The 24075-nt window shown below is 61.7% G+C and carries 19 protein-coding genes; 8 read left to right on the top strand and 11 right to left on the bottom strand.

Annotated features, from left to right (window positions below; all coding sequences use genetic code 11):
* Nucleotides 1-8: 8 nt before the first annotated feature.
* Nucleotides 9-1793, bottom strand: a complete 1785-nt coding sequence (locus tag BV071_RS03430; RefSeq protein ID WP_081885761.1) for a glycoside hydrolase family 9 protein — start codon at nt 1791-1793, stop codon at nt 9-11.
* Between the two features lie 11 nt (nt 1794-1804).
* On the bottom strand, nt 1805-2641 hold the full coding sequence (locus BV071_RS03425; RefSeq protein ID WP_052572822.1) for a ThuA domain-containing protein: 837 nt from the start codon (nt 2639-2641) through the stop codon (nt 1805-1807).
* Nucleotides 2642-2787: 146 nt separating this feature from the next.
* On the opposite strand from BV071_RS03425, the gene BV071_RS03420 reads away from it, so the two are divergent.
* A complete protein-coding gene (locus BV071_RS03420) occupies nt 2788-3534 on the top strand; it encodes an ABC transporter ATP-binding protein (protein WP_035602499.1) in 747 nt (248 codons plus the stop codon).
* A gap of 27 nt (nt 3535-3561) precedes the next feature.
* Here the strand turns inward: BV071_RS03420 and glpX are convergent, their stop codons facing one another.
* From glpX to BV071_RS03405, 3 genes are all read right to left on the bottom strand, one after another.
* Complete coding sequence (gene glpX, locus BV071_RS03415) at nt 3562-4611, bottom strand: class II fructose-bisphosphatase (protein ID WP_035602216.1); 1050 nt, start codon at nt 4609-4611, stop codon at nt 3562-3564.
* A 48-nt stretch (nt 4612-4659) separates the two neighbouring features.
* Entirely contained in the window at nt 4660-6132 is a 1473-nt protein-coding gene (locus BV071_RS03410; RefSeq protein WP_035602213.1) for a rhamnulokinase family protein, read from the bottom strand.
* Between the two features lie 92 nt (nt 6133-6224).
* Complete coding sequence (locus BV071_RS03405; RefSeq protein ID WP_035602210.1) at nt 6225-6992, bottom strand: DeoR/GlpR family DNA-binding transcription regulator; 768 nt, start codon at nt 6990-6992, stop codon at nt 6225-6227.
* Between the two features lie 85 nt (nt 6993-7077).
* On the opposite strand from BV071_RS03405, the gene BV071_RS03400 reads away from it, so the two are divergent.
* From BV071_RS03400 to BV071_RS03385, 4 genes are all read left to right on the top strand, one after another.
* Entirely contained in the window at nt 7078-9273 is a 2196-nt protein-coding gene (locus BV071_RS03400) for a bifunctional rhamnulose-1-phosphate aldolase/short-chain dehydrogenase (protein ID WP_035602206.1), read from the top strand.
* A 190-nt stretch (nt 9274-9463) separates the two neighbouring features.
* Complete coding sequence (locus BV071_RS03395) at nt 9464-11980, top strand: DUF1592 domain-containing protein (protein WP_265594028.1); 2517 nt, start codon at nt 9464-9466, stop codon at nt 11978-11980.
* Entirely contained in the window at nt 11977-13341 is a 1365-nt protein-coding gene (locus BV071_RS03390) for a DUF1552 domain-containing protein (RefSeq protein ID WP_035602201.1), read from the top strand. The genes BV071_RS03395 and BV071_RS03390 overlap by 4 nt, the downstream gene beginning before the upstream one ends.
* A 29-nt stretch (nt 13342-13370) precedes the next feature.
* On the top strand, nt 13371-14240 hold the full coding sequence (locus BV071_RS03385) for an alpha/beta hydrolase (protein ID WP_052572821.1): 870 nt from the start codon (nt 13371-13373) through the stop codon (nt 14238-14240).
* A 30-nt stretch (nt 14241-14270) separates the two neighbouring features.
* Here the strand turns inward: BV071_RS03385 and BV071_RS03380 are convergent, their stop codons facing one another.
* From BV071_RS03380 to BV071_RS03370, 3 genes are all read right to left on the bottom strand, one after another.
* Complete coding sequence (locus tag BV071_RS03380) at nt 14271-14870, bottom strand: methyltransferase domain-containing protein (protein WP_052572820.1); 600 nt, start codon at nt 14868-14870, stop codon at nt 14271-14273.
* Nucleotides 14871-14872: 2 nt separating this feature from the next.
* Complete coding sequence (locus tag BV071_RS03375; protein WP_035602197.1) at nt 14873-16723, bottom strand: glycoside hydrolase family 16 protein; 1851 nt, start codon at nt 16721-16723, stop codon at nt 14873-14875.
* A 70-nt stretch (nt 16724-16793) separates the two neighbouring features.
* The gene (locus BV071_RS03370) at nt 16794-17156 is read right to left on the bottom strand and encodes a hypothetical protein (protein WP_265594027.1); all 363 of its coding nucleotides are present in this window, start codon (nt 17154-17156) and stop codon (nt 16794-16796) included.
* Between the two features lie 272 nt (nt 17157-17428).
* Between BV071_RS03370 and BV071_RS03365 the strand changes: the two genes are divergently transcribed.
* Nucleotides 17429-18364: a choice-of-anchor A family protein gene (locus BV071_RS03365; RefSeq protein ID WP_265594026.1), complete on the top strand. Its 936-nt coding sequence runs from the start codon at nt 17429-17431 to the stop codon at nt 18362-18364.
* A gap of 102 nt (nt 18365-18466) precedes the next feature.
* On the opposite strand, the gene BV071_RS03360 is transcribed toward BV071_RS03365, so the two are convergent.
* Nucleotides 18467-19636: a cytochrome c peroxidase gene (locus BV071_RS03360; RefSeq protein ID WP_052572818.1), complete on the bottom strand. Its 1170-nt coding sequence runs from the start codon at nt 19634-19636 to the stop codon at nt 18467-18469.
* A 212-nt stretch (nt 19637-19848) separates the two neighbouring features.
* The gene (locus tag BV071_RS03355; protein ID WP_035602193.1) at nt 19849-20694 is read right to left on the bottom strand and encodes a hypothetical protein; all 846 of its coding nucleotides are present in this window, start codon (nt 20692-20694) and stop codon (nt 19849-19851) included.
* Nucleotides 20695-20877: 183 nt separating this feature from the next.
* On the opposite strand from BV071_RS03355, the gene BV071_RS03350 reads away from it, so the two are divergent.
* A complete protein-coding gene (locus BV071_RS03350) occupies nt 20878-21678 on the top strand; it encodes an ABC transporter permease (RefSeq protein ID WP_035602190.1) in 801 nt (266 codons plus the stop codon).
* A gap of 26 nt (nt 21679-21704) precedes the next feature.
* Here BV071_RS03350 and BV071_RS03345 read toward each other — a convergent pair whose 3' ends face one another.
* Nucleotides 21705-22631 (bottom strand): aldo/keto reductase, encoded by a 927-nt coding sequence (locus tag BV071_RS03345; protein ID WP_265594025.1) that lies wholly within the window; start codon nt 22629-22631, stop codon nt 21705-21707.
* Nucleotides 22632-22800: 169 nt separating this feature from the next.
* Between BV071_RS03345 and mnmA the strand changes: the two genes are divergently transcribed.
* Nucleotides 22801-23889: a tRNA 2-thiouridine(34) synthase MnmA gene (gene mnmA / locus BV071_RS03340; RefSeq protein ID WP_035602188.1), complete on the top strand. Its 1089-nt coding sequence runs from the start codon at nt 22801-22803 to the stop codon at nt 23887-23889.
* The last annotated feature ends 186 nt before the right edge of the window (nt 23890-24075 follow it).

The following is a 24075-nucleotide window of genomic DNA, read 5'->3' as shown; positions in this document are numbered from 1 at the left end:
GGGGTAGATCAGTTGGATGAGGACATCGCCGTGACGGCTTGGAGGAACCAGGCGGAGTGGGGAATCCACTGCTCGGTCCAGCGCCACTCGTTGCCATTCGCGTGAAAGTGGAAGTCGATCCCGGACCCGTCGGCATTCTTGCCGGTGATCCCGTTCGAGATCCCACCGCGGCCTGAGCCATGGCCGAACATCGATTTCATGTAGGGCACGTTTGTCTTCCCATGCTCATACATGAAACAGACGTCATAGGGATTGCCTCCCAGAATCCATGCCACCTGATCCGCGGCGAAGCGGCCGAGTTCCGCCTTCACCCCATAGGGCGCTGCCTTGTCCGGATACACCAGCCGCCCGCCGACAATCGCCGCCGCCGCGAGCGAGCCGAGCCGCGCATTCTCGCCCTGCCACCACCAGCCGCTCTCATTCTCGTGCGGGATGAAAAAGCCATCCTTCACCTCTCCACGGAACAGAAAGGACTGCCGCGCATAGCCGAAGGGATTCGTCGCCTTAGCCGTCACACGGAGCTGGTAGTCGAGGAAAGCGCGGATTGCAGCTAGCGCTGGTTCTCGCGCCACGCTCTCCGCTTCCTTGTCCAGATAGCGCGCCAGTGCGAGCACCGGAAGGCCCGCATCCGAGGCATGCCAGTAGGGGCGCTTGCCCCCGTCGGCAATGAAGTAGCCTTCCGGGCTCTGGCGCTTGATCAGCTTGGCTGCGCGATCCCTTGCCGCATCGCGATACTCTGGCTTCTCTGTGGCAATCCACAGCTCGGTGGCGGCCAGCAGCGCGCAGTGGTCATCGATGATGTTCTCCTTGTGATCGTCGGCATACTTCAGGTTGTTCACCTGCAGGTGGGCAAAGGCCCTTTCCGCCGCTTCCAGATAGCCGGCATCCTTCTTCCACTTGGAAATCCGGGCCAGCGCGGCGATGCCCATTCCTCCTCCGTCACGGAAGGCGCATTGGTAGTCGTCCGTCGTCTTGCTATCCGCCAGCAGCCCCACCACGCGACGCTCCGATGGATCCTTCTTAAAGTAGCTGAAGACGGTCATGTAGAAGTAGCCCTCGTCCGAGAGCGAGCGCAGCAGATACTCCGCGCCATAGAGTGCCTCATCCTGTAAAGCCGCCTTGGCACCCATCTTCTCTAACAAGGGACCGGCCGTCTCCAGCGTGTTCACCATCGACCACACCACCAGCGGGGTCTGCTGCGGGCACATGTAGCGCGTGTAGGCCAGGTGGGAGAAATACTTGCTGACATCGCCCGAGGCATCGCACCAGCCGCCGCGCAGATCCACGCGCTTGTCGCTGCCATGAAGCAGTAGTTGTCGGTCCGCCTCCAGCTCCTCCTTTGAGTCCGCCCGCTGGTGCTTGTAGAAGCCGGTGATCGCAGGGATCGCGAGCTTAGGCAGTGCCTGCTCGCCGATCTCGAAATCCGTGGAGCTCCAGGTCTTCCCCTTGTCCTCGATTTCCAAGTGGAACTTCCCCGCCTCCGCGAGCCCCGAGAAATCCATCCGGTAAAAGTTCCGCCCGGGAAACCAGTCCTCGCACTTCGTCCCACTCGCAAGCGGTGCTTCGAAGACCTTCCCCTTGTCCCCGGCAATCCGAAAGCGCACGCTCTCCGTCAGAGGCTCGGCCGTTTCCACCACCGCGACCTTCGGTGCCTTTAAATCATACACCACTTGGTTCGCGTGGATCACCACCGCTGCCACGCTGGATCTCGGTTCCTTTTCCTCCGCGGCAGGCGCATGGGAACTCGTCAGAATCCCCAGAAAAGAGATGAATTGAAGTCGGGAAGGGGACATGGATCGCGATCTCACTTTTCGTTCCTCCCACCGAGCCAGAGCAGGCTGTTCAGGATGAGTTGGCTTTCGATCTCGTTCTTGAAGGTGAAGGATAGTTCCTTGTTGGTCTTCCCTTCGTAGTCGATGTCGTTGTGGCCCATGTTGAAATAGACCATGTGATACTTCTTGTTCGTCCACACCACCGGGTAGTCGCCACTGTGCCAGATCTCATGCGGCTTCGGTCCGGTGCCGAGTGGGAAGCTGGAGGGATCGATTGAGAGCAGCACCGTGATGTCCGGATTTTCCCGCAGGTTATTCTTCCAGCGGTACCACTCGTTCGGCGCGGACTTGAAGGTCGCGGGTAGTCCCCTCAGCGCGGGATGGTCCGGCACTTCCACCTTCAGCACTGCCGAAGTCGGTCGCCACGTGTTGCTCCCATACTCGCCGGAGCCAAGAAAGGTATCGTGATACCAGGCCCAGTCAGGCTTCACCGAGGAGTCCTTCAGCGCAAAGGCCGCGAAGTGGAAGCCCATCCACGCACCACCCTTCTCCATGTATTCTTGGAATGCCTGCCGCTGTTCTGGACCCTCGGGCCGGGTATCGAGGAAGACCACCACCTGGCAGTCCGCCAGATAAGTCGCGTTCAGCTTCTTCCAGTCATTCGTCGTTTCATAGGTAAACCCGTGTTCCTTGGCCATCGCCGGGAACCACTCGTTTGCCTCCTTCATGAAGCTGATGTGCGCTTGGTCCTCCTTGCCGGTGTAGAAGGCCGCGACCTTGAAGGGCTTCGGGGCTTCCTCCGCGCGGAGGGAAAAGGGAAATGCCGCCGCGAGTGTCAGCACGGCTGTGAGGATCATCTTGGGTTTCATGTCCGATCACTGGAAACGCGCTTCATGACGAATGCCTTTCCTTAAAGTGTTGCATCTTTTTGCAGCGCTCGGAAGGCCGCATTTCCTTCCTCCCTGCCTGCGGGAAGAATGCTGGACGCCGCGAAAATCCGTCCGATGCTCCGCGCGTGACCCCGCAAGTCATCCTCGAAATCGATAACGTGGTGAAGAAGTTCGATGACTTCACCGCGGTGGACGGCGTTTCACTCAAGGTCTGCGCCGGAGAGACTGTCGGCCTCTTGGGGGTGAACGGCGCAGGCAAGACCACGCTGATGAACATGATCCTGGGCCTGACCACGCCCAGCGGCGGGGCGATCCGCGCCTTTGGCATGGACCTCCAGAAGCACCGCCTGGAAATCCTTCAGCGCGCGAACTTCTGCACCACCTACGCCACCCTCCCGGGGAACATCGGCGTTCGCCACAATCTCGAAATCTTTGCTCGCCTCTACTCGGTCCCCAAGCCGAAGCAAAAGGTTGCCGAGCTTTTGGAGCTGCTGGAGATCAGCAAGCTCGCGGAGAAATCCACCGGCCAGCTCAGCGCCGGTGAATCGACCCGTGTTAATCTCGCCAAGGCCCTGCTCAACGATCCCGAGCTACTCCTGCTTGATGAGCCAACCGCCTCGCTCGACCCGGATATCGCCGACAAGGTTCGCAAGCTCGTCCGTCACGTCCAGCGGGAGCGACATCCCGCAATCCTCTACACCTCGCACAACATGCGCGACATCGAGGAGGTCTGCGACCGCGTGCTCTTCCTCCATGCCGGCAAGATCCTCGCGCAGGGAACGCCCGACGAGATCACCAAGCACTTCCAGGAAGACGATCTCGAAGATGTCTTCATCAAGATCGCGCGCTCGGATCAAGGGGCTTTGAAGTAGTCTGCACGCAGTCCGGGCGGAGGGGCTTCAATCCACCAACAAGACCTCCGCGTTCGCCGACCGCAGGCGGAAGGTCTTCGCCGAAAGGTCATGCGAGGCCTTGATCGACCTCACCGTGCGGCTCTTCACCCGCATCAGCACGGAATGTGTGCGCGCGATCTTGCCGTCCACCCGCACGCCGCGGAGCAGCGAACTGTCGGAGATGCCTGTGGCGCTGAAGAGGATCCGGTCCCCCTTCGCCAGGTCCTTCGACAGATACACCCGGTCCAGCAGTTTTTCGTGGCCCTCGGCGATCAGCACGCGTCTCTCCAAGCCATCCTTCGGCCAGATCTTCGCCTGCAAGCCTCCGCCTAGGCAACGCAGGCCAGCTGCAGAAAGAACACCCTCCGGCGCACCTCCGATACCCACGTAGAGATCGACATTGCTCTCCGGCAGGGCCGGCGCGATCGCCGCGGCGATGTCGCCGTCCGAGATCATCCGCAGCTTGGCCCCCATCCGCCGCACCGCGTCGATGTAAGGCTGGTTGCGGGGACGATCGAGGATCATCACGACGATATCCCGGATGTCCTTCTCAAGAATCTTCGCGGTGAGCTTGATCACCTCCTCGGTCGGAGCCTCCACGCTGATCGGCAGCTTGGGATCGGCGATGAAGGCCTTCCGCACCTTCTCCGGATAGGAGAGCTTTTCGAGATAGAAGGCCGGGATGTCCTCCAGCGCACTCGCCTCACCATCCACCGGGATCGCGGCGGCAATGCAGGAGACGGAGTTCGCCATGCCCTTCGAGACATTGGTGGTGCCGTCCACCGGATCCAGCGCGATGTGGAATTGCGGTGCGCCTTCTTCCCATGTGCCGACCTTCTCGCCTTTGAAAATGCCGGGAGCCTCGTCCTTGATGCCTTCGCCGATCACCACTTCGCCACGCATGTCCATCAGGTCGAACATGCCGCGGATGGCATCACAGGCAGCCGCATCGGCAGCCTCCTTTTCGCCGCGGCCCATCCAGCGGTGGGCCACGATGGCGGCTCCCTCCGTGGCACGGAGGAAGTCCATTTCAAAGATACGTTCAGCGTCGATCATGGGGAGGGAGGAGTAAGCAATTTCTTGGCTGGGACAGGGCAAATCACCTCAGCTCGCGATGACGCTTTTGAATCGCTGGTATGCGGCCTGCCAATCGTCCTGCTGCTGTGGCTGATAAGTCTGGAAATCGAAGGAGCGCCGGATCAGGGCCCGGCCCGCCGCGAGATCCGGCAAAGCTCCGGTTGCGATCATCTGCACCACGATATTCCCGCAGGAGGTGGCCTCGATCGGTCCGGCGACGACCTCGATCCCCAGCGCGTTCGAAGTCGCTTGCGCTAAGAAAGCATTCTGGATGCCGCCGCCACCGGCGTAGAGCCGCTCGAAACGCTTGCCCGAGAGCGCGCAGAAATTCTCGAAGACCACCCGGTACTTCAGAGCCAGGGATTCGGAGGCGATCCGGAGGATCGTGCCCTTGTCCTGCGGCACCGCTTGGCCGGTGCGCTCGCACCACGCGCGGATCTTGTTCGGCATCTCCCCGGGCGCTGCGAAGATCGCATCATCCGGATCGATGAAAGCGGAGAAGGCCGGAGCATCCGCAGCCAGCTTCGCCATCTCGCCATAGGAGAGCGCCTCACCATCCAGAGCCCACTGGCGCTTGCATTCCTGGATCAGCCAGAGGCCGGCAATGTTCTTCAGGAAGCGCACCGTGCCCTCCACGCCCAGCTCATTGCAGCAGCGCGCGGCAAAGGCTGCGGGCGTGCGGATCGGCTCGCGGGTCTCAAGCCCCATGATCGACCAAGTGCCGGAGGATAGCCACAGCGCATCTTCGCCTTCCATCGGAATGCCAGCCACGGCGGATGCCGTATCATGCGAGGCACTGGCCACCACCGGAATGCCTTCCATCCCGATCAAGCGCGCGACTTCCGGAAGGATCGGTCCCAGCACCGTGCCAGGAGGCACGATCTTCCCGAAGATCCGCGAGGGCAGTCCCAGAGTCTCAATCACTCCCCATGCCCAATCGCCGGTGGAGGCATCGAGCAATTGCGAGGTCGAAGCAATGGTGCGTTCCACCACCTTCTTGCCGCTCAGCCAGTAGGCCAGCAGGTCGGGGATGAAGAGCAGTTGGTTCGCGCTCGCGAGGGCAGGGGAGCAGGCCTGCTCCTCCGCCATCAGGTGCAGCGAGGAGTTGTAGAAATTCGTGGTGATCCCGGTCTGCGCATAGATCTCCGCCTCGGACAGGCGGGCATGCATCACCGCCGGCATCCCCTCGTGGCGGGCGTCACGATACTGGTGCGGATTGCCAAGCAAGCGCCCGTGGCCATCCAAGAGGCCAAAGTCGCAGCCCCAGGTATCGATCCCCATCGCCACGATCTCCTTGCCATATTTCTCCACGCCGCGGCGCAGGCCCTCCACGATGTCGCGGAAGAGCCCGATGATGTTCCAATACGAGCCACCGGGCAGGTCAGTGCCGGGATTGTCGAAGCGGTGGATTTCCTGGAGTTCCAGCTTCGCGTCATCCGCGATGCCAGCAATCACGCGGCCGCTACCGGCACCCAGGTCAATAGCAAGGAAAACGGGCATGGACGATCGATGAAATTTGAAATTTGAGATATGAAATTTGAAATCTGCTAGAGAAGGCAGGGGCTGCTCGACGAGCCTGCCAGCGCCGCCGCTTACCTCGCGAAGCGCAAATCGTAGGGCTGCTCTTTCAAGTGACTCTTGGCGTAGGCCCGCGACTCACGATCGGTGACGATCACCTCCAGCTCATTCGGCGCGGCGAAGAAGTAGTCCGTCTTCACCCCGAACTTCGTGTGGTCCAGCAGCGCACAGCGCCAGGTGCAATGCTCCAGCATCATTCGCTTCAAGCGCGCCTGCTCGGGATTCGGCTCGCTCACACCCAATGTCGGATGCAGCCCGCCGCCGGAGAAAATGAAGCGGTCGATCCGCAGCGAACGCAGCGAGTTCTCCGTGATGATCCCGGAGAAACGCCGGCCGCGCTGCTCATACATGCCGCCAAGCTGGACCAGCTCGATATCTTCGTCCCGCGTTGCCAGCCGCTCGACCACCGCCAGCGAATAGGTCACCACCCGTAGTGGCAATCCTTCCGGCAGGTTGCTGGCAAATTCCAGAGCCGTGGTGGAGGCATCCAGCAAAACGGTCTCTCCGGGCAGCAGTAGCCGCACCGCTTCACGGGCGATTGCCTGCTTCTCATCGAGCTGCCTTTCCTCGCGTTCCTGCTGAGAGAGTTCGCCCAGCGGTGCGGTCGCATTCATCGCCCCGCCGTGGGTCCGGCGGAGGTGTCCGCGTCGGCCCAAAAGGTCGAGATCGCGGCGGATGGTCTCCTCGGTGACGGAGAAACCTTTTGCCAAGTCTGTGGTACGAACCGTTCCATGCCGGCGCACCTTCTCCAGGATCTGGCGTTGTCGTTCTGCGGCGAGCATGTGGGATTCTGTGGGAAATTGCTTGCTTTCGTGGGTTTTGTCCCGCATCCCCGGCTCCAGTCAATCGCAAACTCAATAGCACTCCATGTCCGCTGACTTTAAGCACGTCAATTTCTCCTGGAATGGTCCCGAAGCCGCTGCGCTCGATCCCGTCGGTCGCTTGGTTTACCGTTCCAACATTCTCGGAGCCGACCAGCGCATCACCAACACCGGTGGCGGCAACACTTCTTCAAAGGTCACCGAGAGAGATCCGCTTACAGGCGAAGAGACCACCGTGCTTTGGGTGAAGGGCTCTGGCGGCGACCTCCGGACCAGCAAGCGCGACAACTTCTCCTCGCTGTATCAGGACAAGCTGATCGCCATGCAGGGCCTCTACGCCGCACGCCCGGACAAGGGCCTCAAGTCGCAGGCCGAGGACGAGATGGTGGCGATGTACTTCCACACCACCTTCAACCTGAACCCGCGTGCTTCCTCGATCGACACGCCGCTGCACAGCTTCCTGCCCGGCGCACACGTCGATCACATGCATCCGAATGCGATCATCGCCATCGCTGCCTCGGCGAATTGCCAGAAGCTCACGCAGGAGATCTTCGGCGGCGAAATGGACTACGTGCCGTGGATGCGCCCGGGCTTCGAGCTCGGCCTCGCGATGCAGGAGATCGCGAAGAACAATCCCAAGGTGAAGGCGATCATGATGGGTCAGCACGGCTTCATCTCCTGGGATGATGACGATGTCGTCTGCTACACCCGCACCCTCGAGTTCATCGAGAAGGCTGCCGCCTACATCGACGAGAAGTACCAAGCCAAAGGCGGCGACGCCAAAGCCTTCGGCGGTGCGAAATACCAGACGCTCCCGGAAGCCCAACGCCAGGCCACCCTCGCCGCGATCTTGCCATGGCTCCGCGGCCAAGTGTCCCAGCAGAAGCGCTTCATCGGCACCGTGCAGGACGACGACAAGATCCTGCGCTTCGTCAACTCCGCCGATGCCCCGCGTCTCGCCGAGCTCGGCACCTCCTGCCCGGACCACTTCCTGCGCACCAAGATCAAGCCGCTCTACGTCGACTGGAATCCGCAGACCGAAGACGCCGCCGCGCTCAAGGCCAAGCTCAGCGCTGGTTTGGAGCAGTACCGCAAGGACTACGCCTCCTACTACAACGCCTGCAAGCACTCCAACAGCCCGGCGATGCGCGACCCGAATCCGACCGTGGTCCTCATCCCAGGTCTCGGCATGGTGGCTTGGGGCAAGGACAAGTCTGAATCCCGCGTCACCGCCGAGTTCTACAACTGTGCGGTTGAAGTGATGCGAGGCGCCGAGGCCATCGACAAATACATCTCGCTGCCGCAGCAGGAAGCCTTCGATATTGAATACTGGCTGCTTGAAGAAGCGAAGCTTCAGCGCATGCCCGCCGAGAAGGAGCTCGCCCGCCAGGTGGTCATCGTCATCGGCGCCGGCTCCGGCATCGGCAAGGAAACCGCTCATCGCCTTGTGAAGGAAGGCGCGCACATCGTCTGCGTCGACCTCAACAAGGAAGCCGCTGAGGCCACCGCCAAGGAGATCACCGACAAGTATGGCTTGGGCATCGGCGTAGCCGGCACCGGCATCTCTGGCTGCGGCCCGGCCATCGGCCTCGCCGCGAACATCACCGATCGCGCCAGCATCCGCGCGATGCTCGACCAAGTCTCGCTCGCTTACGGTGGCTTCGATCACATCTGCGTTACCGCCGGTATCTTCGTGCCAAGCGACACCTCCGGCCACATCCCGGATGACAAGTGGGCGCTTACCTTCGCCATCAACGTCAGCGGTTCCTACTACGTCGCCGACGAAGCCGCGAAGACCTGGAAGGAACAAGGCCTCAAGGGCAACCTCGTCCTCACCACCAGCGCCAACGCTGCCGTCGCGAAGAAGGGTAGCCTCGCCTACGACACCTCCAAGGCCGCCGCGAACCACCTCGTCCGCGAGCTCGCCATCGAGCTTGCCCCGCTGGTCCGCGTCAATGGCGTCGCTCCGGCCACCGTAGTCCAAGGTTCGGCCATGTTCCCGCGCGACCGCGTCATTGGTTCGCTGGCGAAATACAACATCGCCTACACCGAGGACGAAGCCACCGAGTCTCTCGTCAGCAAGCTCGCGCAATTCTACGCCGACCGCACCCTGACCAAGGCCCCGATCACCCCGGCCGACCAGGCGGAAGCCTACTTCCTCCTCGTCACCAACCGCCTCAGCAAGACCACCGGCCAGGTCATCACCGTCGATGGTGGCCTGCACGAGGCCTTCCTGCGCTAGGCGATCCAGAGCGGCGGATTGAGCGCAAGGCACTCATAACAAGGGCGGCTCCTTCGCAGGGGCCGCCCTTTTGTGTTTGTGTGTGACTACCCGGATGGGTGGACATGCAGCGAAATGTAGGATCGCCGTAAGCTCGTTTGTCCATATCTGCGTTTATTTGGAATCCATGTTGTTTTTGGTCCTTGGATCCTTGCTCCAAAAAAGATCGGCCTTCGCTGCGATGCTAGGCGCGGGCTGCTTGCAGGCCGCTGCAGAGGAGGAACAGGCCGGGGAATTTGAACGGGATATCCTGCCGATCCTTGAGGATCACTGCTATCAGTGTCATGGGGAAGGCGAGGACAAGGGGAAGGTGGCCTTTGATGCCTTCGGGTCTACCCGGGAGCTGTTGAAGCAGACCGATCTGTGGGTGCGCGCCTTGAAGAATATTCGCAGCGGGACCATGCCGCCGGCGAAGAAGCCGAGGATTCCCGCCGACGAATTTTCAAAGCTGGAGAACTGGATCAAACGGGACGCGCTGAAACTCGATCCTGATCATCCCGATCCCGGCCGGGTAACGCTACGACGCCTGAACCGAGTGGAATACCGGAACACCGTCCGCGACCTGATTGGCATCGACTTCCGGACCGACGAGGAGTTTCCCGCCGACGATACCGGCTACGGCTTCGACACGATCGGTGATGTCCTGTCCACCTCGCCGATGCTGTTGGAGAAATACCTGCAGGCTGCGGAGACAATCGTCACACGGGCTGTCCCCACGGAGCGGAGGGTTGCCCCCGAGAGGCAGGTGGAGGCCCACTACTTCAATGGGCAAGGAGCCCGGGATGGCTCCTACGGCGAGCTGAATGTTTCTCTCTATGAGTCCGCGGACATCATGGCGACGGTGGACATAGCTCAGGCCGGGACTTACCGCGTCGTGCTGAATTCCCCGGTCCGCCGCTCCTATGCCTTCGATCCAGGCCGGGCGGACGTGGAGTGGCTCGTGGATGGCAAGAGCGAGCTGAAGAAGGAACTCAAGTGGGTGCAGGGTAGTAAGCTCGACTGCGCTACCGCGGTGAAATGGGAAGCAGGCAAGCATGCCTTGCGCCTCACCATCAAGCCACTGGTGAAATACGACGAGGTCTCCCACAGCTCGCCTGAGGGGAGGACCAGCGTGGACCTGGGTTTTCAAGGCGTGACCTTGGTCGGGCCACTGGAACCGGAGTTCTCCATTCCGCCAAAAGATTACAGCAAGTTCTTCCCGCGGCCCGAGCCGCCCGCCGACGAGGCGGAGCGCTTGGCCTATGCCCGGGAAATCCTGGGCAGCTTCGCCGGTCGCGCCTTCCGCTGCCCGGTGGATGAACGCACGATCGGGAAGCTCGCGGGGCTGGCCATGGAGTCTGCATCCGCGCCCGGCGGCAGTTTCGAGAAGGGTATTGCCCGGGCGATGACGGCGGTGATTGCTTCGCCACGCTTCCTCTTCCGGATCGAGAAAACACTACCAGAGGCGGATCCGGCGTCTCATCCCTTGATCGACGAGTGGGCGCTGGCATCCCGCCTCTCTTACTTCCTCTGGTCCACCATGCCGGACGAGACTCTGCTCCAGCTCGCCGAGCGCGGAGAGCTGAGGAAGGGACTGCGCGGGCAGATCTCTAGGATGATTCAGGACGAGAAGTCCGCCGAGTTCGTGAAGAACTTCGCCGGGCAGTGGTTGCAAACGCGGGACGTGGAAGGCGTCAGCATTGATGCGCGGGTCGTGCAGGCCCGTGACAACGGCGTGGAGAAGCAAATCCGTGAAAACAATGCGGCCAAGCAGCGGATCAATCTCGCGATCGATCAGGCCGAAGCGAGCCACGATGAGGCCGAAGTGGAACGGCTGCGCCAGGAACTCGCCGAACTGCGGGCGAAGTCCGGCAACAACAATAACAAAGCGGAGTTCAAGGGCTCGCTGCGAAGTGCCATGCGCCGCGAAGCGGAGATGCTTTTCAGCCATCTGCTGAAGACCAATGGCAGCGTCCTGAGCCTGGTGGAAAACGACTCCACCTTCTTGAACCAGGAACTCGCCGAATACTACGGGGTACCCGGCGTCCGCGGTGATGAGATGCGCCTGGTGAAGCTGCCGCCGGAGAGCCTGCGCGGCGGTGTGCTGACCATGGGCACCGTGCTTGCGGTGACTTCTAATCCGACCCGCACCTCACCCGTGAAGCGGGGGCTCTTCATCCTCGACAATATCCTGGGCAGCCCGCCACCGCCGCCGCCGCCTAACATTCCTTCGCTTGAGGCCTCCGGGAAGGGCCACGACGGGACCGAGCGCTCCTTGCGCGAAGCCTTGGCCTTGCATCGCGAGAAGCCGCTGTGCTCGTCCTGCCATGACCGGATGGACCCGCTTGGCCTTGCCTTCGAAAACTTCAACGCGATGGGCCGCTGGCGCGACCGTGAACTCGGGGCCGACCTTGGACCACCTGCCGGTAAACTGATCACCGGCGAAACCTTCGCGGACGTGAAAGAGCTCAAACATGTGCTCGTCACTTTCCGGCGGGACGACTTCTACCGCTGCCTGACGGAGAAGCTGCTGACCTACTCGCTGGGTCGCGGGCCCGAAGCCTGCGACATCCTCACGGTGGATGCGCTGGTGGAGAAGCTGCGCCAATCCAACGGGGAATTCTCAGATCTCATCACCGGAATCGTCGAGTCCACGCCATTCCAGAGAAGCCAACGCCGCAACCCATGAAGCTTGAATCCAGTCGCCGCAATTTCCTCCGCGGAATCGGAGCCTGCATCGCTCTTCCCGCATTTGAGTCGACCCTGGGCGGTCGCGCGCTTGCCGCCGCCGGGGCCGCTCCGGCCGTAGCCACCACTGCCAGCGGCATGCCGCTGCGCATGGCCTTCATCTATTTCCCGAATGGTGCGATCCAGAAGGATTGGAAGCCGCTTGGTAGCGGGGCGGACTTCAGCTTCGGCAAGACCCTCGCGCCCTTGGAGTCGCTGCGCCACCGGGTACAGGTCATCTCGGGCCTTGATCACAAGAACGCTGAAGCCGGAGCGGACGGTGGCGGTGACCACGCCCGAGCGAATGGCACCTTTCTCACCGGGGTCCGTGTCAAGAAGACCTCCGGGAGTGACATCCATGCCGGTATCTCGATCGACCAGGTCGCCGCGAATCACATCGGCACCCGCACCCGCTTCGCCTCCCTGGAATTCTCGACCGATCCCCACCGGAAGTCCGGTGGCTGCGACTCAGGCTACTCCTGCGCCTACGAGTCGAATATCTCCTGGCGCTCGCCGAGCTCACCGTTGTCCCCGGAGTCCAACCCGCGTCTTATCTTCGAGCGGCTTTTCGGCGCGGGTGCGCATGGCGAGCGCAACGACAATCTCGCGCTGCGCCGTGCCCAACAGCACTCCATTCTCGATTTCGTGATGGACGACGCGAAGGCGGTGCAGGCCGAGTTGGGCCGCCGCGACCAGGACAAGCTGGATGAGTATCTGACCGGCCTGCGGGAAATCGAACAGCGCATCGTCACGGCGGAGAAATTCTCCGCCATCCCGGATCCGGAGACCGTCACGCCGGAGGGTATACCCGCCCGCTACGATGACTACATCCGTCTGATGTTCGAGATGATGGCGCTGTCCTTTGAGACGGATGCCACTCGGGTTGCGTCGCTATTGCTGGCTCACGATGGCAGCAACCGCTCCTTCCCGGAGATCGAAGTCTCCGAGGGCCACCACTCGCTTTCCCACCATCGCGACAATGCCGAGATGATTGCCAAGGTGGCACTGATCGATCGTTTCTACGCCGAACGCTTTGCCGAGTTTCTCGGCATGCTGGAGTCCAAGAAAGACGCAGACGGGCAATCGCTGCTGCACAATTCCATGATCGTTTACGGCTGCGGCAATTCGGATGGCAACCGTCATACTCATACCGATTTGCCCGTGGTCCTCGCGGGGAATGGGGGAGGGATGCTTCATCCGGGACGCCATGTGGAGGCCGGCTCCAAGCCGATGTGCAACCTCTACCTTAACATGCTCGACCATGCCGGCGTGCCTGCCCTCGACCGCTTTGGCGACAGCACCGCCCGCCTCTCTGGAATCTGATCCCTATCTCTCATCTTCATCCCAATATCATGAAAGCTCTCCTCTCCTTGTTCCTGTTGGCTGCCCCGCTCCATGCCGCCGATGCCTCTGACCCCATCCTGATCTGGCCCGACGGGGCCCCCGGATCGGAGGGGAAGACCGATCCCGAGGTCGTGATCACCTCCGCGAATGGCGATCAGAAAGTCACCACCGTCCACAAGCCGAGTATTACGCCTTATCTTCCGGCGAAGGATAAGGCCACCGGGGCGGCTGTCGTCGTCGCACCCGGCGGCGGGCATCGCGAGTTGCAGGTCACCTTCGAAGGCAAGAATATCGGCGAGTGGCTTTCGGAGCACGGCATCGCCGCCTTCGTCGTGAAGTACCGCTTGGCCCGGGAGACCGGCTCGACCTACAGTATTGATGGGGATGCAGTGCCGGACCTCCAGCGCGCCATCCGTTTAGTTCGTAGCCGCGCGAGCGAGTGGAACGTGAATCCCGACACGCTCGGAGTGATGGGCTTTTCCGCAGGCGGTGAGCTTTGTTCAGCCGCAAGCATGAACTATGATGCCGGAAAGCCGGATGCCGCCGATCCCTTGGATCGCTTCAGCGATCGGCCTGCGTTCCAAGCGCTGATCTATCCGGGCGGCACCAGCCGCATCGTGCCCTCGAAGGACTCACCGCCAGCCTTCCTGTGCGCTTCGATCAATGATCGGCCCGATATCTCCGAAGGTCTCACCAAGGTCTATCTGGACTTCAAACACGCAGGTGTGCCGGTGGAGCTTCACCTCTACACGGATGGCGGCCACGGCTTTGGTTACCGCAAGGGCAAGACCGGCCCGGTCTACGGTTGGCTGGATCGCTTCAATGAATGGATGGTGAACCTGAAGCCTGCCATCCCGGCGAAGGGGGAAGACAAGTAGCCTGCTAAATTTCGAGGGGGCGCGTTGAGGTCAGTTCGCCTTCCTCGCGCCGATGATGACCACATGTCCCTCGGGATACTGGTCATACTCCAAATGACGGCAGAAGCAGCCGCACTCATCGAGGATCCGCACAAAGGCCTCCACCCCCAGCGTGCTATACTCGAAATCCTGCCCCTGGAAGGAGCCCTTGATCTCACCCGCCTCCCCTCCACCGCAGGTGAAGAGAATCACTCCCGCCGGCCCCAAGGCCGCGCATAGCTTCCGCAGAACCGGCTCCTGCAAATCCAAGGGCAAATGAAAGGTGCTATCCCACGCCGAGATGAAGACATACTTCCGCGGCACCTCCCAAGTGCTGACATCCGCCGTATAAAAGACCGCCTCAGGATCGCGCTCGCGCGCCAACTCGACCATCGCCGGTGAGACATCCAGCCCCTCCGGCGCAAAACCGTGTGCCCGCTGCACCTTCATGAAGCGCCCCTCGCTACCACAGCCGACATCCAGCGAGGCACCTTCCTTCTTCGCAAAGCGCAGCGCCCGCTCCAGTGCTGCCAGCCCATACGTAGGTGGAACGTTGCCCTGCCACCAACGGGCGATTTGATCGTAGTGGTCGGCTGTCTCGGAAGGCTCCATGCTCACGGATTCTTGGGCCCATCGGCCTGGGATGCCAGATCCTTCCGCTGCCAGATCCTCACGTAGTCGATGGTGAAAACATCCGGCAGCTTGCTATCGTCCATCGCGCTATTGTCCCAGCCGCCCTGTGGCAAAGTGAATAGCAAACACGACGGCACGCTTGAAATCCGCGGGCTCTCCCAGCGGGCTGTCTCACTGCCGTTCACGTAGTAGATCGCCTGGCCGGGCAGCCACAGCAGCCCGCCGGTCACGTAGCCATCCTTGTCCGGCTGCATGTAGATCCGGTCTGTGCCAAGCTGCTTGTGCTCTTCCCCGTAGCCATCCCAGTGCATCGCGATGTTGTTCCGGCATGGCCCCCAGCGCGTGAGGTGCTCGATCACGTCAAACTCCATCCCGCCATTTCCCGTATCCTGACGCTGCCATTGCTCGCCCACATCCTTGCCGCGCTCCGGCATCAACCAGAAGGCCGGCCACAACCCCGGTGCCGTCGGCAGCTTCACCCGCACTTCATAGTAGCCATAGCGCTGAGTCCACTTGCCAAAGGTGTCCAGGAAACCGGTCGCGTAGTGGAACTCCTTCTCTTTCGGATCATCATTGTGATGCCCCGTTCGCTTCTCGTAGCGCAGCTTCGCCGCCCCTCCGCCCACGATCACGTTGTCCCGGCTGAACCAGCTCACCTTGTCCCAGTAGTTCGCCGCATGCACGTTCCACTGCTTCTCATTGACCGCATTTCCGTCGAACTCCTCCGCAAAGGTCTGTACCCATTCGCCCTCCACCGGCGGGCGTTTCCCCAGCCACTCCGGCAGCTTGGCCGCCGGGGCATCCGCTGTGATCGAAGTGATCGCTAACTTGGCGTCCGCCACTCCCGCCGAGATCACCACTGCCGCCACCGCATCACTCGTGAAGCGCGAGCCCCTTCCCTCGACTGCTGTCTCACCCTTGCCCGCATAGTCCGGTCGTCCCAGCCAAGGTTTCTTCGGAATGAAGGACACTGCATACTCCTTGCTCTTCCGGGCTGCCAGTTCCTCACCCTGCACCGTATCCGTCGGGCCGCCGTTGCTCTCCAGTCCTAAGCGCGGCCGCACCGGCTTCCCGCCTTCGTTTCGCAGCGTCACCACCACTTGCATGCACTGCGAGAGATCCCAACGCCCTTCCTCCGGTCTCAGTGCTACCTGCGACTCAGCGTTCGGGAAACTGGCCCTGACGCTGGTGATCGAGTCCATCGCGCCATTGCCCCCATCCCGTCCCTCGATGTGCAGCGGAGCCGGAAAAATCGCTCCCTTCTCCGGCAGTAACCGCACCTGCTCCGGTGACTCTTCCGGCTTCTCTCCCCGCTCACCGCCTGCAATGATCGAATCAATCCGGAAGGCCTTCTCCTGCTCCGTCTTCCCCGTGAAGATCAATAGGCGCACCACCTCCTTTGGATTCAGCGCATAGCCCTTCTTCCGCCCGTAGGAATGCCCGAACACCAAATGCAGCGTCGCCTGTTGTCCGGGTGCGACCGATAGGTTTTCGGTGTTCCAAGGCTCATTCTGCCAGTCCCCGGCGTTGTCCACCCGCAATGCGATATCGACCGGCACCTTGCCCGTGTTGGTGAAGGTGGCATCCACATGGCCGTGGGCCGAAAGGTCGAAGACTTTGCCATTCGCGGGAACCAGGGACAGGCCGGGGTAGCCGTCACCGCCGGGAAGGATCTTGATGGCGAGGCCTTTGTCCGACGTTTCAAAGCTGACTTGGGCGGACTCGCTCTTCGCGGCCGCGCTACCTAGCAAAGGCTCGGCGGGTGCAGCATCGGCCGCGGCCAGCGACAAACAGCACAGCGCGAGCGCGCGAAGGAAGAAGGGTCGTGACATGGAGTCGCAGCCCTATCAGCGGGAGACATTCACCGCGAGCCTGATCTACGCGCGCGCATGCGCGGCGAGCTTACCAGTCCTTGATGACTTCCGGTGGCAGCGCATGTTTCGGATCGGAGCAGGGCGCGGCCAATGTCCCCAGCGGTGGCATCTTCGAACACCAAAGATAGGTGCCTCCCGAAGGACAGTGTGGCTCATTCAGATATTTGCCAATGATCTCTGACTTGTCGACAGGCTCCCCGATCGTCCCGTTCACGCAGGAGTAAGCCCGATAGGCTTGCTGGACATTTCGCTGGTTCATGATGCACGCCGCTCGATCGTTGCCCTCCTTCCATTTGAGCGCCAGCGGCACTCCCGCCGCAGCCGTAAGAATGAGCAGAGCAAGACCCGCGTAGAGGAGCTTCGAGCGTTTCGCATTCGGGGCGGATTTCATGGGAGAGAGGATGACATTTAAGGTCATTTGCCATGCCAAGGCGACGGGATTCGGGAAAACCCACGCGATCGCGTAGCGATTGAAACGCAGTCACTTCTGCATTTTTTTGATTTTGGCCGATTTTGATCCTTAGCTGATCTTAATCACTTGGCAGATGTCCGATTTTGCGACTACTCCTCCGCCGCAGCCCGGCGGCTCCTGCCGCTCGACTAGCGCCCCCGGCCGGTCTCCTTTCCCGTTCGGTCTTCACCCCAGACCAACTGTTCCACCCCTTGAAAACGCATCGCACCCTCGTGCCCTCGTTGCTCGTCTGTTTTTTCGCTGCGACCAGCACTGGCCTTCACGCCACCACCGTCTTTTCCTCGGCCTCATCGTACAACGTCTATGTCCTCGGCACCATGCAGGAGTCGAATGTCGACTCCGAGGGCCGCGTTGCCGTCGCCGGCAATGCCACCCTCACGAACTACGGCGTTGGTAGTAAATTTCAAGCTAGTCCTTCCAGCGCGGGCAACTCCCTCGTGGTCGGCGGCAATCTTGCCTACAACGGTGGCGAGGTCCACTACGGCAATATTGTCTATGGCGGCACTCTCTCCGGTAACTTCGGGGTGCCGAATGGCAGCATCACCCACGGTAGCCCCGTCGACTTTACCGCCACGAACAACTACCTGCTCACCGCCTCTTCCTACTGGAGCAATCTGACCAGCACCGGTTCCACCATCAACAACTACGGTGGCATTCAGTTGATCGGCACGGATCCAAACCTCAATGTCTTCACCCTTTCCGGCTCCATGCTGTCGAGTTCGTGGGGTGTAACGATTGATGCTCCCGCGGGCTCCACCATACTCGTGAATGTCAGCGGCACCACAGACCTCTTCCGCTACATGGGCATCCAATTTCAGGACCTCAATGGAGACGGCACTGGTGTGGCAAATCGCCAAAACGTGCTCTACAATTTCTACGAGGCCACCTCGCTGGAGATCAATGGTATCAGTGTCCAGGGAAGCATCCTTGCCCCGAAAGCCACCGTCAATTTCGGCAATGGCAACGTCGAGGGCAACCTCATCGCGGGCAATCTCTACGGCAACGGCGAGGCTCACAACTACCTCTTCACCGGCTCCCTGCCGAGTCCGGTCTCCGTCCCCGAGCCCTCGGTCCCGCTGCTTTCCGTGGCCACCTTGACCTTGTTGGTCCTTCGCCGCCGCCGCTAACAGCGCCGGTTCTGACAGGCCTTCCTCTGGATCGTCACATGACTCTTACGGAAGCCCCGCCCCCGCGTGTCCGGGGGTAGGGGAGACCGGCCATTTCTCGAGTCAGTTCTTCCGGAACGGATCCGCAAACGCAGGATTCGTCGCGATCTCAGGATCGGTCAGGGTCTTGAGGAAGTCCTCCAGCGCCTGCTTTTGCTCTTCCGTAAAATGCATCGGCCCGGTGGATCTCAGCGGAGAGCTGAGATTCGGGTGGTTCTTGATCCCTTCCGAGTAGTGGTCGATGACTTGCCGCAGGGTCTTGAAGCGCCCGTCATGCATATAAGGACCGGTTTGGCTCACCTGTCGCAGGTTCGGGATCTTGAACTTGCCCCGGTCGGCGGTGAGGCCGGTCTGGATTGCCACTCCTTGGTCCGCATAGACGAGGTCCAGCCCGTTGTTCGCAAAGGGCGTTCGCGGCGCTCCGGTCAGGGTATGGCAGGTCATGCACTTGGAAGAGAAAAGTGTGCTTCCCTCCTGCTCGGAGGCGGTGAGGGTCGCGGTTCCCAAGCGAGCTTGGTCATACTTGGCGTCGAAGCGCGGGATCGCGTTGCAGAATTGCGCCAGTGCCGTCCCGATCTTGGCGGCCGTTACGTCCGCCGTGCCATAGGCCGAGGTGAAGAGTTCCGTGTAGTAGGGCTCCAGGCTCAGCTTTGCCACCAACTCCTCTTGGCTCAGCCCCATCTCCACCGCATGAGAGATCGGCTCCAGCACCGCCGATGACAGCGAACGACTGCGGCCATCCCAGAAGACCCGCCCGTCCGTGGTGCTATAACTAGGCAGGTCGGTGGGTGGCGCCGCGTTGCGCGCCGTAAGGCCACCCAGATGACCGCGGCTGAAGGCCACCTTGTCGGCAAAGGCGTTTTCCTGCAGGTGGCAGGACGAGCAGGATATCGAGTTGTCCTTCGATAGGCGGCGATCGTAGAAGAGCACCCGGCCCAGCAAGACCGTCTTGTCGCTTAGGGTCACATTCAGTCCCGCCCCTGCCATCTTCATCGATGCCGACGACTTCGTGGCATAGGGGTAAGGAGCGGGGGGCAGATCCAGCATGAATGCGGTGCTGTGATAGGCCATGAAGGACGTCTCGCTCAGCCGGTAGTAGAGCTTGAGTCCCGCCTTGGGACGCTCTGCCAGCGGCTGAAAGCTGTTCCGGATGAAGAAGGGATTCCCCACATCGGTCCAAGTTATCAGATCGGGGGAGGATTGGAGGATCCATGAACCGTTCGCGCGGTCCATGGCGGTCAGCCCGATCTCGGGCCCTTGGCTGGCGATCTCCAGTCTCGGCGGCGTGGCCGCATTTCCGCTGGCGATTCCCAGAAGAACCGCAGCAAGGGGGGATTAGTGAATGGGTTTTCACGTAATCACTTTGTGATCACGCGTGCCGTGGCGTAAACCCTGGAAGTGTGAAAAATGCGTGATGCTCGGTATAACTCCAGCCCCGCCAGATCTCACTTCACTTCTTGGATCTGGATCATCCACTGCGAACTCCGCTCATACGCCTGATACTGCTCCGCCGTCAGGATCGGCTTCAGGGCGTCCAGTCGGCTCTGTCGCCGCGCCTTCATCTCCTCCACGTCTGCGGTGATCGATAGACCGCCGCTCTCATCTTCCTTCGCCGCCACTTGGTTCAGGGCTTGGAAGACCTTGTCCTTCTGATCCGGCGTCAGCGTGAGCTCCTGCTGTAGGCGTGTCATCTCGCGACCTGTCGCCACCTCGATCCGGTTCTCCCTTTGCTCCGCCGTGAATTGTGTAAAAGCGCTGGCCTGCTCCGGCGTCAGCAGCTTCGCGATCTCCTGCTCGGTAGCGGCACGCTTCCGCGCCTCCTCGCCCGGCTGCGGCGGCTCCAGATCATCACCGGCCGCCACTTTCTGCAGCAGATCTTCCTCCTCATCGCCCGCTTCCAGCAGCGCCTTGACCTTCGCCGCCGTGGCATCATCCAAATTCAGGCGGGACTTGAGCGCCGAAAGCCGCTCATCGATACGACGCTGCTTGCGCTCGCCCAGCTCCTTCGCCATCGCCTCCCGCAGCCCGCTCATTTCCGCGGAATTCATGTCGTTGTCGTCCAGCACCACGGCGTCGGGCTCTTCCTCCTCCTTGCCGGCCGGGCGCTTGGTCTTCGTCGGCAATCCATCCTGTGCGTCCTCGGTCGGTTTGCTGTTGGTATGGGTTACCTGCGGCACCTCGACCTTGCCCGGGACCTTTTCCGCGGCGGCCTCATGTCCTTTCGGCTGAGCCAGCCACATCGCGATGGCACCCACAGCGGCACCGGCCAAGAAGGCAAGGGGAGTCTTCATAAGTTCCTTACCCGGACTATCGCCGCCCCACCGCCCATCCGTCCAGAAAAGTACCGCCCGGTGTGGCCCCGCGGTAGACCGCCCGCCGCCTGCTCTTTCTCCTTGCCCCCGCGCCGATCCGCGCTGGATTCCCCCCACGCCCGCTGCTCATCTCAGCGCCGGTCCGCCTGCCCGCCTCCAGCCATGTTCAAGCCCTCCGTCATCCGCGCGCTGCTTACCCGCTACATGCTGCTCTACGCGAAGAACCCAATGCGGACCTTCGAGCTCTTCTTCTGGCCCTTGGTCCAGTTGCTCGTCTGGGGCTTTGTCACCGTCTACCTCCAGACCCAGGGCAGCGGAGGCTTCGCCCGTGAGATCTCCTTCCTGATCGCCTCCATCATCCTCTGGGATGCCCTCTTCCGTTCCCAACAGGGAGTCTCGATTTCGTTCCTGGAAGACGTCTGGACCCGCAATCTCCTCAATATCTTCGCCGCCCCGGTGCGAATGACCGATTACATCGCCGCCACCTTCGGTGTCGGGCTGGCGCGAGTCGCCATTACTGCGGTCATGCTCTTCATCGTCGCCTACTTGGCCTATCACTTCAATTTCTTCCAGCTCCAGTTCGGCGTCATCGCCTACTATGCGAATCTCATGCTCTTCGGTTGGGCTCTTGGCATCGCCTCCATCGCGCTGATCCTGCGCTGGGGTCATGGCGCGGAGTCCCTCGCATGGGCGCTGCCCTTCATGGTGCAGCCCTTCTCCTGCGTCTTCTATCCCATGAGCGCCCTGCCGCAGTGGATGCGCTATATCGCCCTCTGCTTGCCTCCCTCCCACGTCTTCGAAGGCATGCGCGGCGCGATCAAAAACGGCGGCTTCGACTTCAGCCATTTCTCCATCGCCCTCGCCCTGAATGCCGTCTACCTCGGCCTCGCAGGCTGGCTTTTCTCCAGCGTCCTCCGCACCGCCCGCGACAAGGGCTTGCTGGTGAAGACCAGCGCCTCCTGATCAGGTCCCCGATAGCCAAGTGCCTCCTACGCCGGCCGGATCAGCTCCGCGATCTTCTGCCGCAGAGCTTGGTCCGGTAGCGTCCCCACACCGGCCTTCATATTGTCCTGCAGATGCTGGACCTTCGTCGTCGCCGGGATCGTGCAAGTGACCGCCGGATGGGAGACCACGAACTTCAGCAGCAGTTGCGCCCAGCTCGTGCACTGGATGTCCTTCGCCCAGTCGGGTAGGGGAGTCGGTGCCAGCCGCTTGAACGCATCCCCGCCGGCAAAGGGCCGGTTGGCGATCACCGCCACGCCGCGATCCTTTGCCAATGGCAGCAGCGACTTTTCCGCCTCCCGTTCGGCAGCCGAATAATTGATCTGCACGAAATCCAGCGCCTCCGCCGCCATCAGCTTCTCCACCGCGGCGTGCTCGCTAGCCAGATAATGCGTGACCCCCAGGTAGCGCGCCAGGCCGTCCTTCTTCCAGCCGCGCAGGGTGTCCAGATGCACCGCTACGTCTTTCAGGTTGTGCACCTGCATCAGATCGATCGGGCTGGCCTTCAGCTTCTTCATCGAAGCCTGCATCTGCTCGATGCCCTTCTCCTTGCCCTCGATCCACACCTTCGTCGCCACGAAGACCTTCTCCCGGAGGCCGAGCCTCTTGATCAAATTTCCGGCCACCTCCTCGGAGCGCCCGTACATGGGCGAAGAATCCAGCAGCTTGCCCCCCAGCTCCACGAAAGTCCGCAGCACCTCCTCCACCGGTCCCGTCTTGCCCGGTGCCACGTCGAAGCTTTGCCAAGTCCCCATGCCAATCACCGGCAGCTTCTCGCCGCTGGAAGGAATCGCTCGGGTAATCATCGCGGCAAGGTCAGGGGCTGGAACAGGAGCAGGGGATTCATCCCCCGCGGCGAACCCACCGCAGCCGGCCCCAGCAGCCAGAATCCGCAAGCTGTCTCGACGCGTCATTCCGGCAAGCATGCCACGCCGCTCCCGCTTGTCGAACTTCCAGCCTGTCCAAATCGTGCCCTTTTTTGAGCCCCCGGATTCCAAGTCCCCGGTTTCGAATCTCAAATTTCAGATTTCAAATCTCTTACTCCCTCTTGGCACCGGCCCACTTTCGAGGCTCACTCCCCGCATGTCGAAGGTGCTGGTTGGCCTCTCCGGCGGGGTGGACAGCTCCGCCGCCGCGGCCCTGTTGATTGAGCAGGGCCACGAAGTCTACGGTGCCTTCATGAAAAACTGGATCAACGCCGAGGGACTTCCTGGCGATTGCCCTTGGGAGCAGGACTTGGAAGACGCCCTTGCCGTCGCCCGCAAACTCGGCATCGAATTCCGTGTCGTCGACCTGATCGACCAATACAAGGAGCGCATCGTCGACTACCTCGTCGAAGGCTACCGCCAGGGCATCACCCCGAATCCCGACGTCTGGTGCAACCGCGAGATGAAGTTCGGCGTCTTCCTCGACTACGCCCTCGAGCAGGGCTTCGAAACCGTCGCCACCGGCCACTACGCCCGCAAGCGCACGCTCTCCGATGGCCACTCCGCGATCCTCCGCGGCGCCGACCCGAACAAGGATCAGAGCTACTTCCTGGCGCTCATGACTGCCTTCCAAGCGGACCACGCGCTCTTTCCCGCCGGCGAATTGCTCAAGCCGGAAGTCCGCGAAGTCGCCCGCCACTTCGACCTCCCTACCGCTGGCAAGAAGGATAGCCAGGGCATCTGCTTCATCGGCGATATCAAGATGAGTGACTTCATCCGCCACTACATCCCCGACAAGCCCGGCCAGATCGTTGACCTGAATGGCCGGGTCATGGGCGAACACCGTGGCCTGCACCTTTACACCTTGGGCCAGCGCAAGGGGCACGGCGTCGCCTCTCCACGCGAGGGCATGGCCTACGTGGTCGTCGCCAAGGATCTGGAAAACAACCGCCTCGTCGTCGGCTGGGATGAGAGCGACACCCCCGGCCTCTACGCCAGCGAGTGCGTCATCGGCAGCGTTTCCACTCTCGGCGTCAGCTTCGACTCCCCCCGGAACCTTGAGGCCCAGCCCCGCTACCGCGCCCGGGCCGAGCGCGCTCACATCACTCCGCTCGAAGACGGCAAGCTCCACCTCCGTTTCCTCAGTCCGCAACGTGCTGTCGCCCCCGGCCAGATCTGTGGCTTTTACGAAGGCGGTCGGCTTCTTGGCGGCGGCGTCTTCGAGTCGGTAGCGGCGCGTCTATGACCGTCGCACTTCGGCGGCCACAAGCCGCATAGTGGATCCCCGCTTCACCCCTCGTCCAGCACCCGCAGGTCTCCCGATCCCGATAGGGATCACAGCCACAGTAGCTGGCGGTTGAGCGAGGAACGAGCGACACCGCCGGAATCGTGCCGCGCCATCACTCGATCCCGAAGGGATCGCAGCAAGGCT

Source organism: Haloferula sp. BvORR071 (assembly GCF_000739615.1).
GTDB lineage: Bacteria > Verrucomicrobiota > Verrucomicrobiia > Verrucomicrobiales > Akkermansiaceae > Haloferula.
The sequence above is the reverse complement of the archived record's forward strand: the minus strand, read 5'-3'. Positions and strand labels throughout refer to the sequence as shown.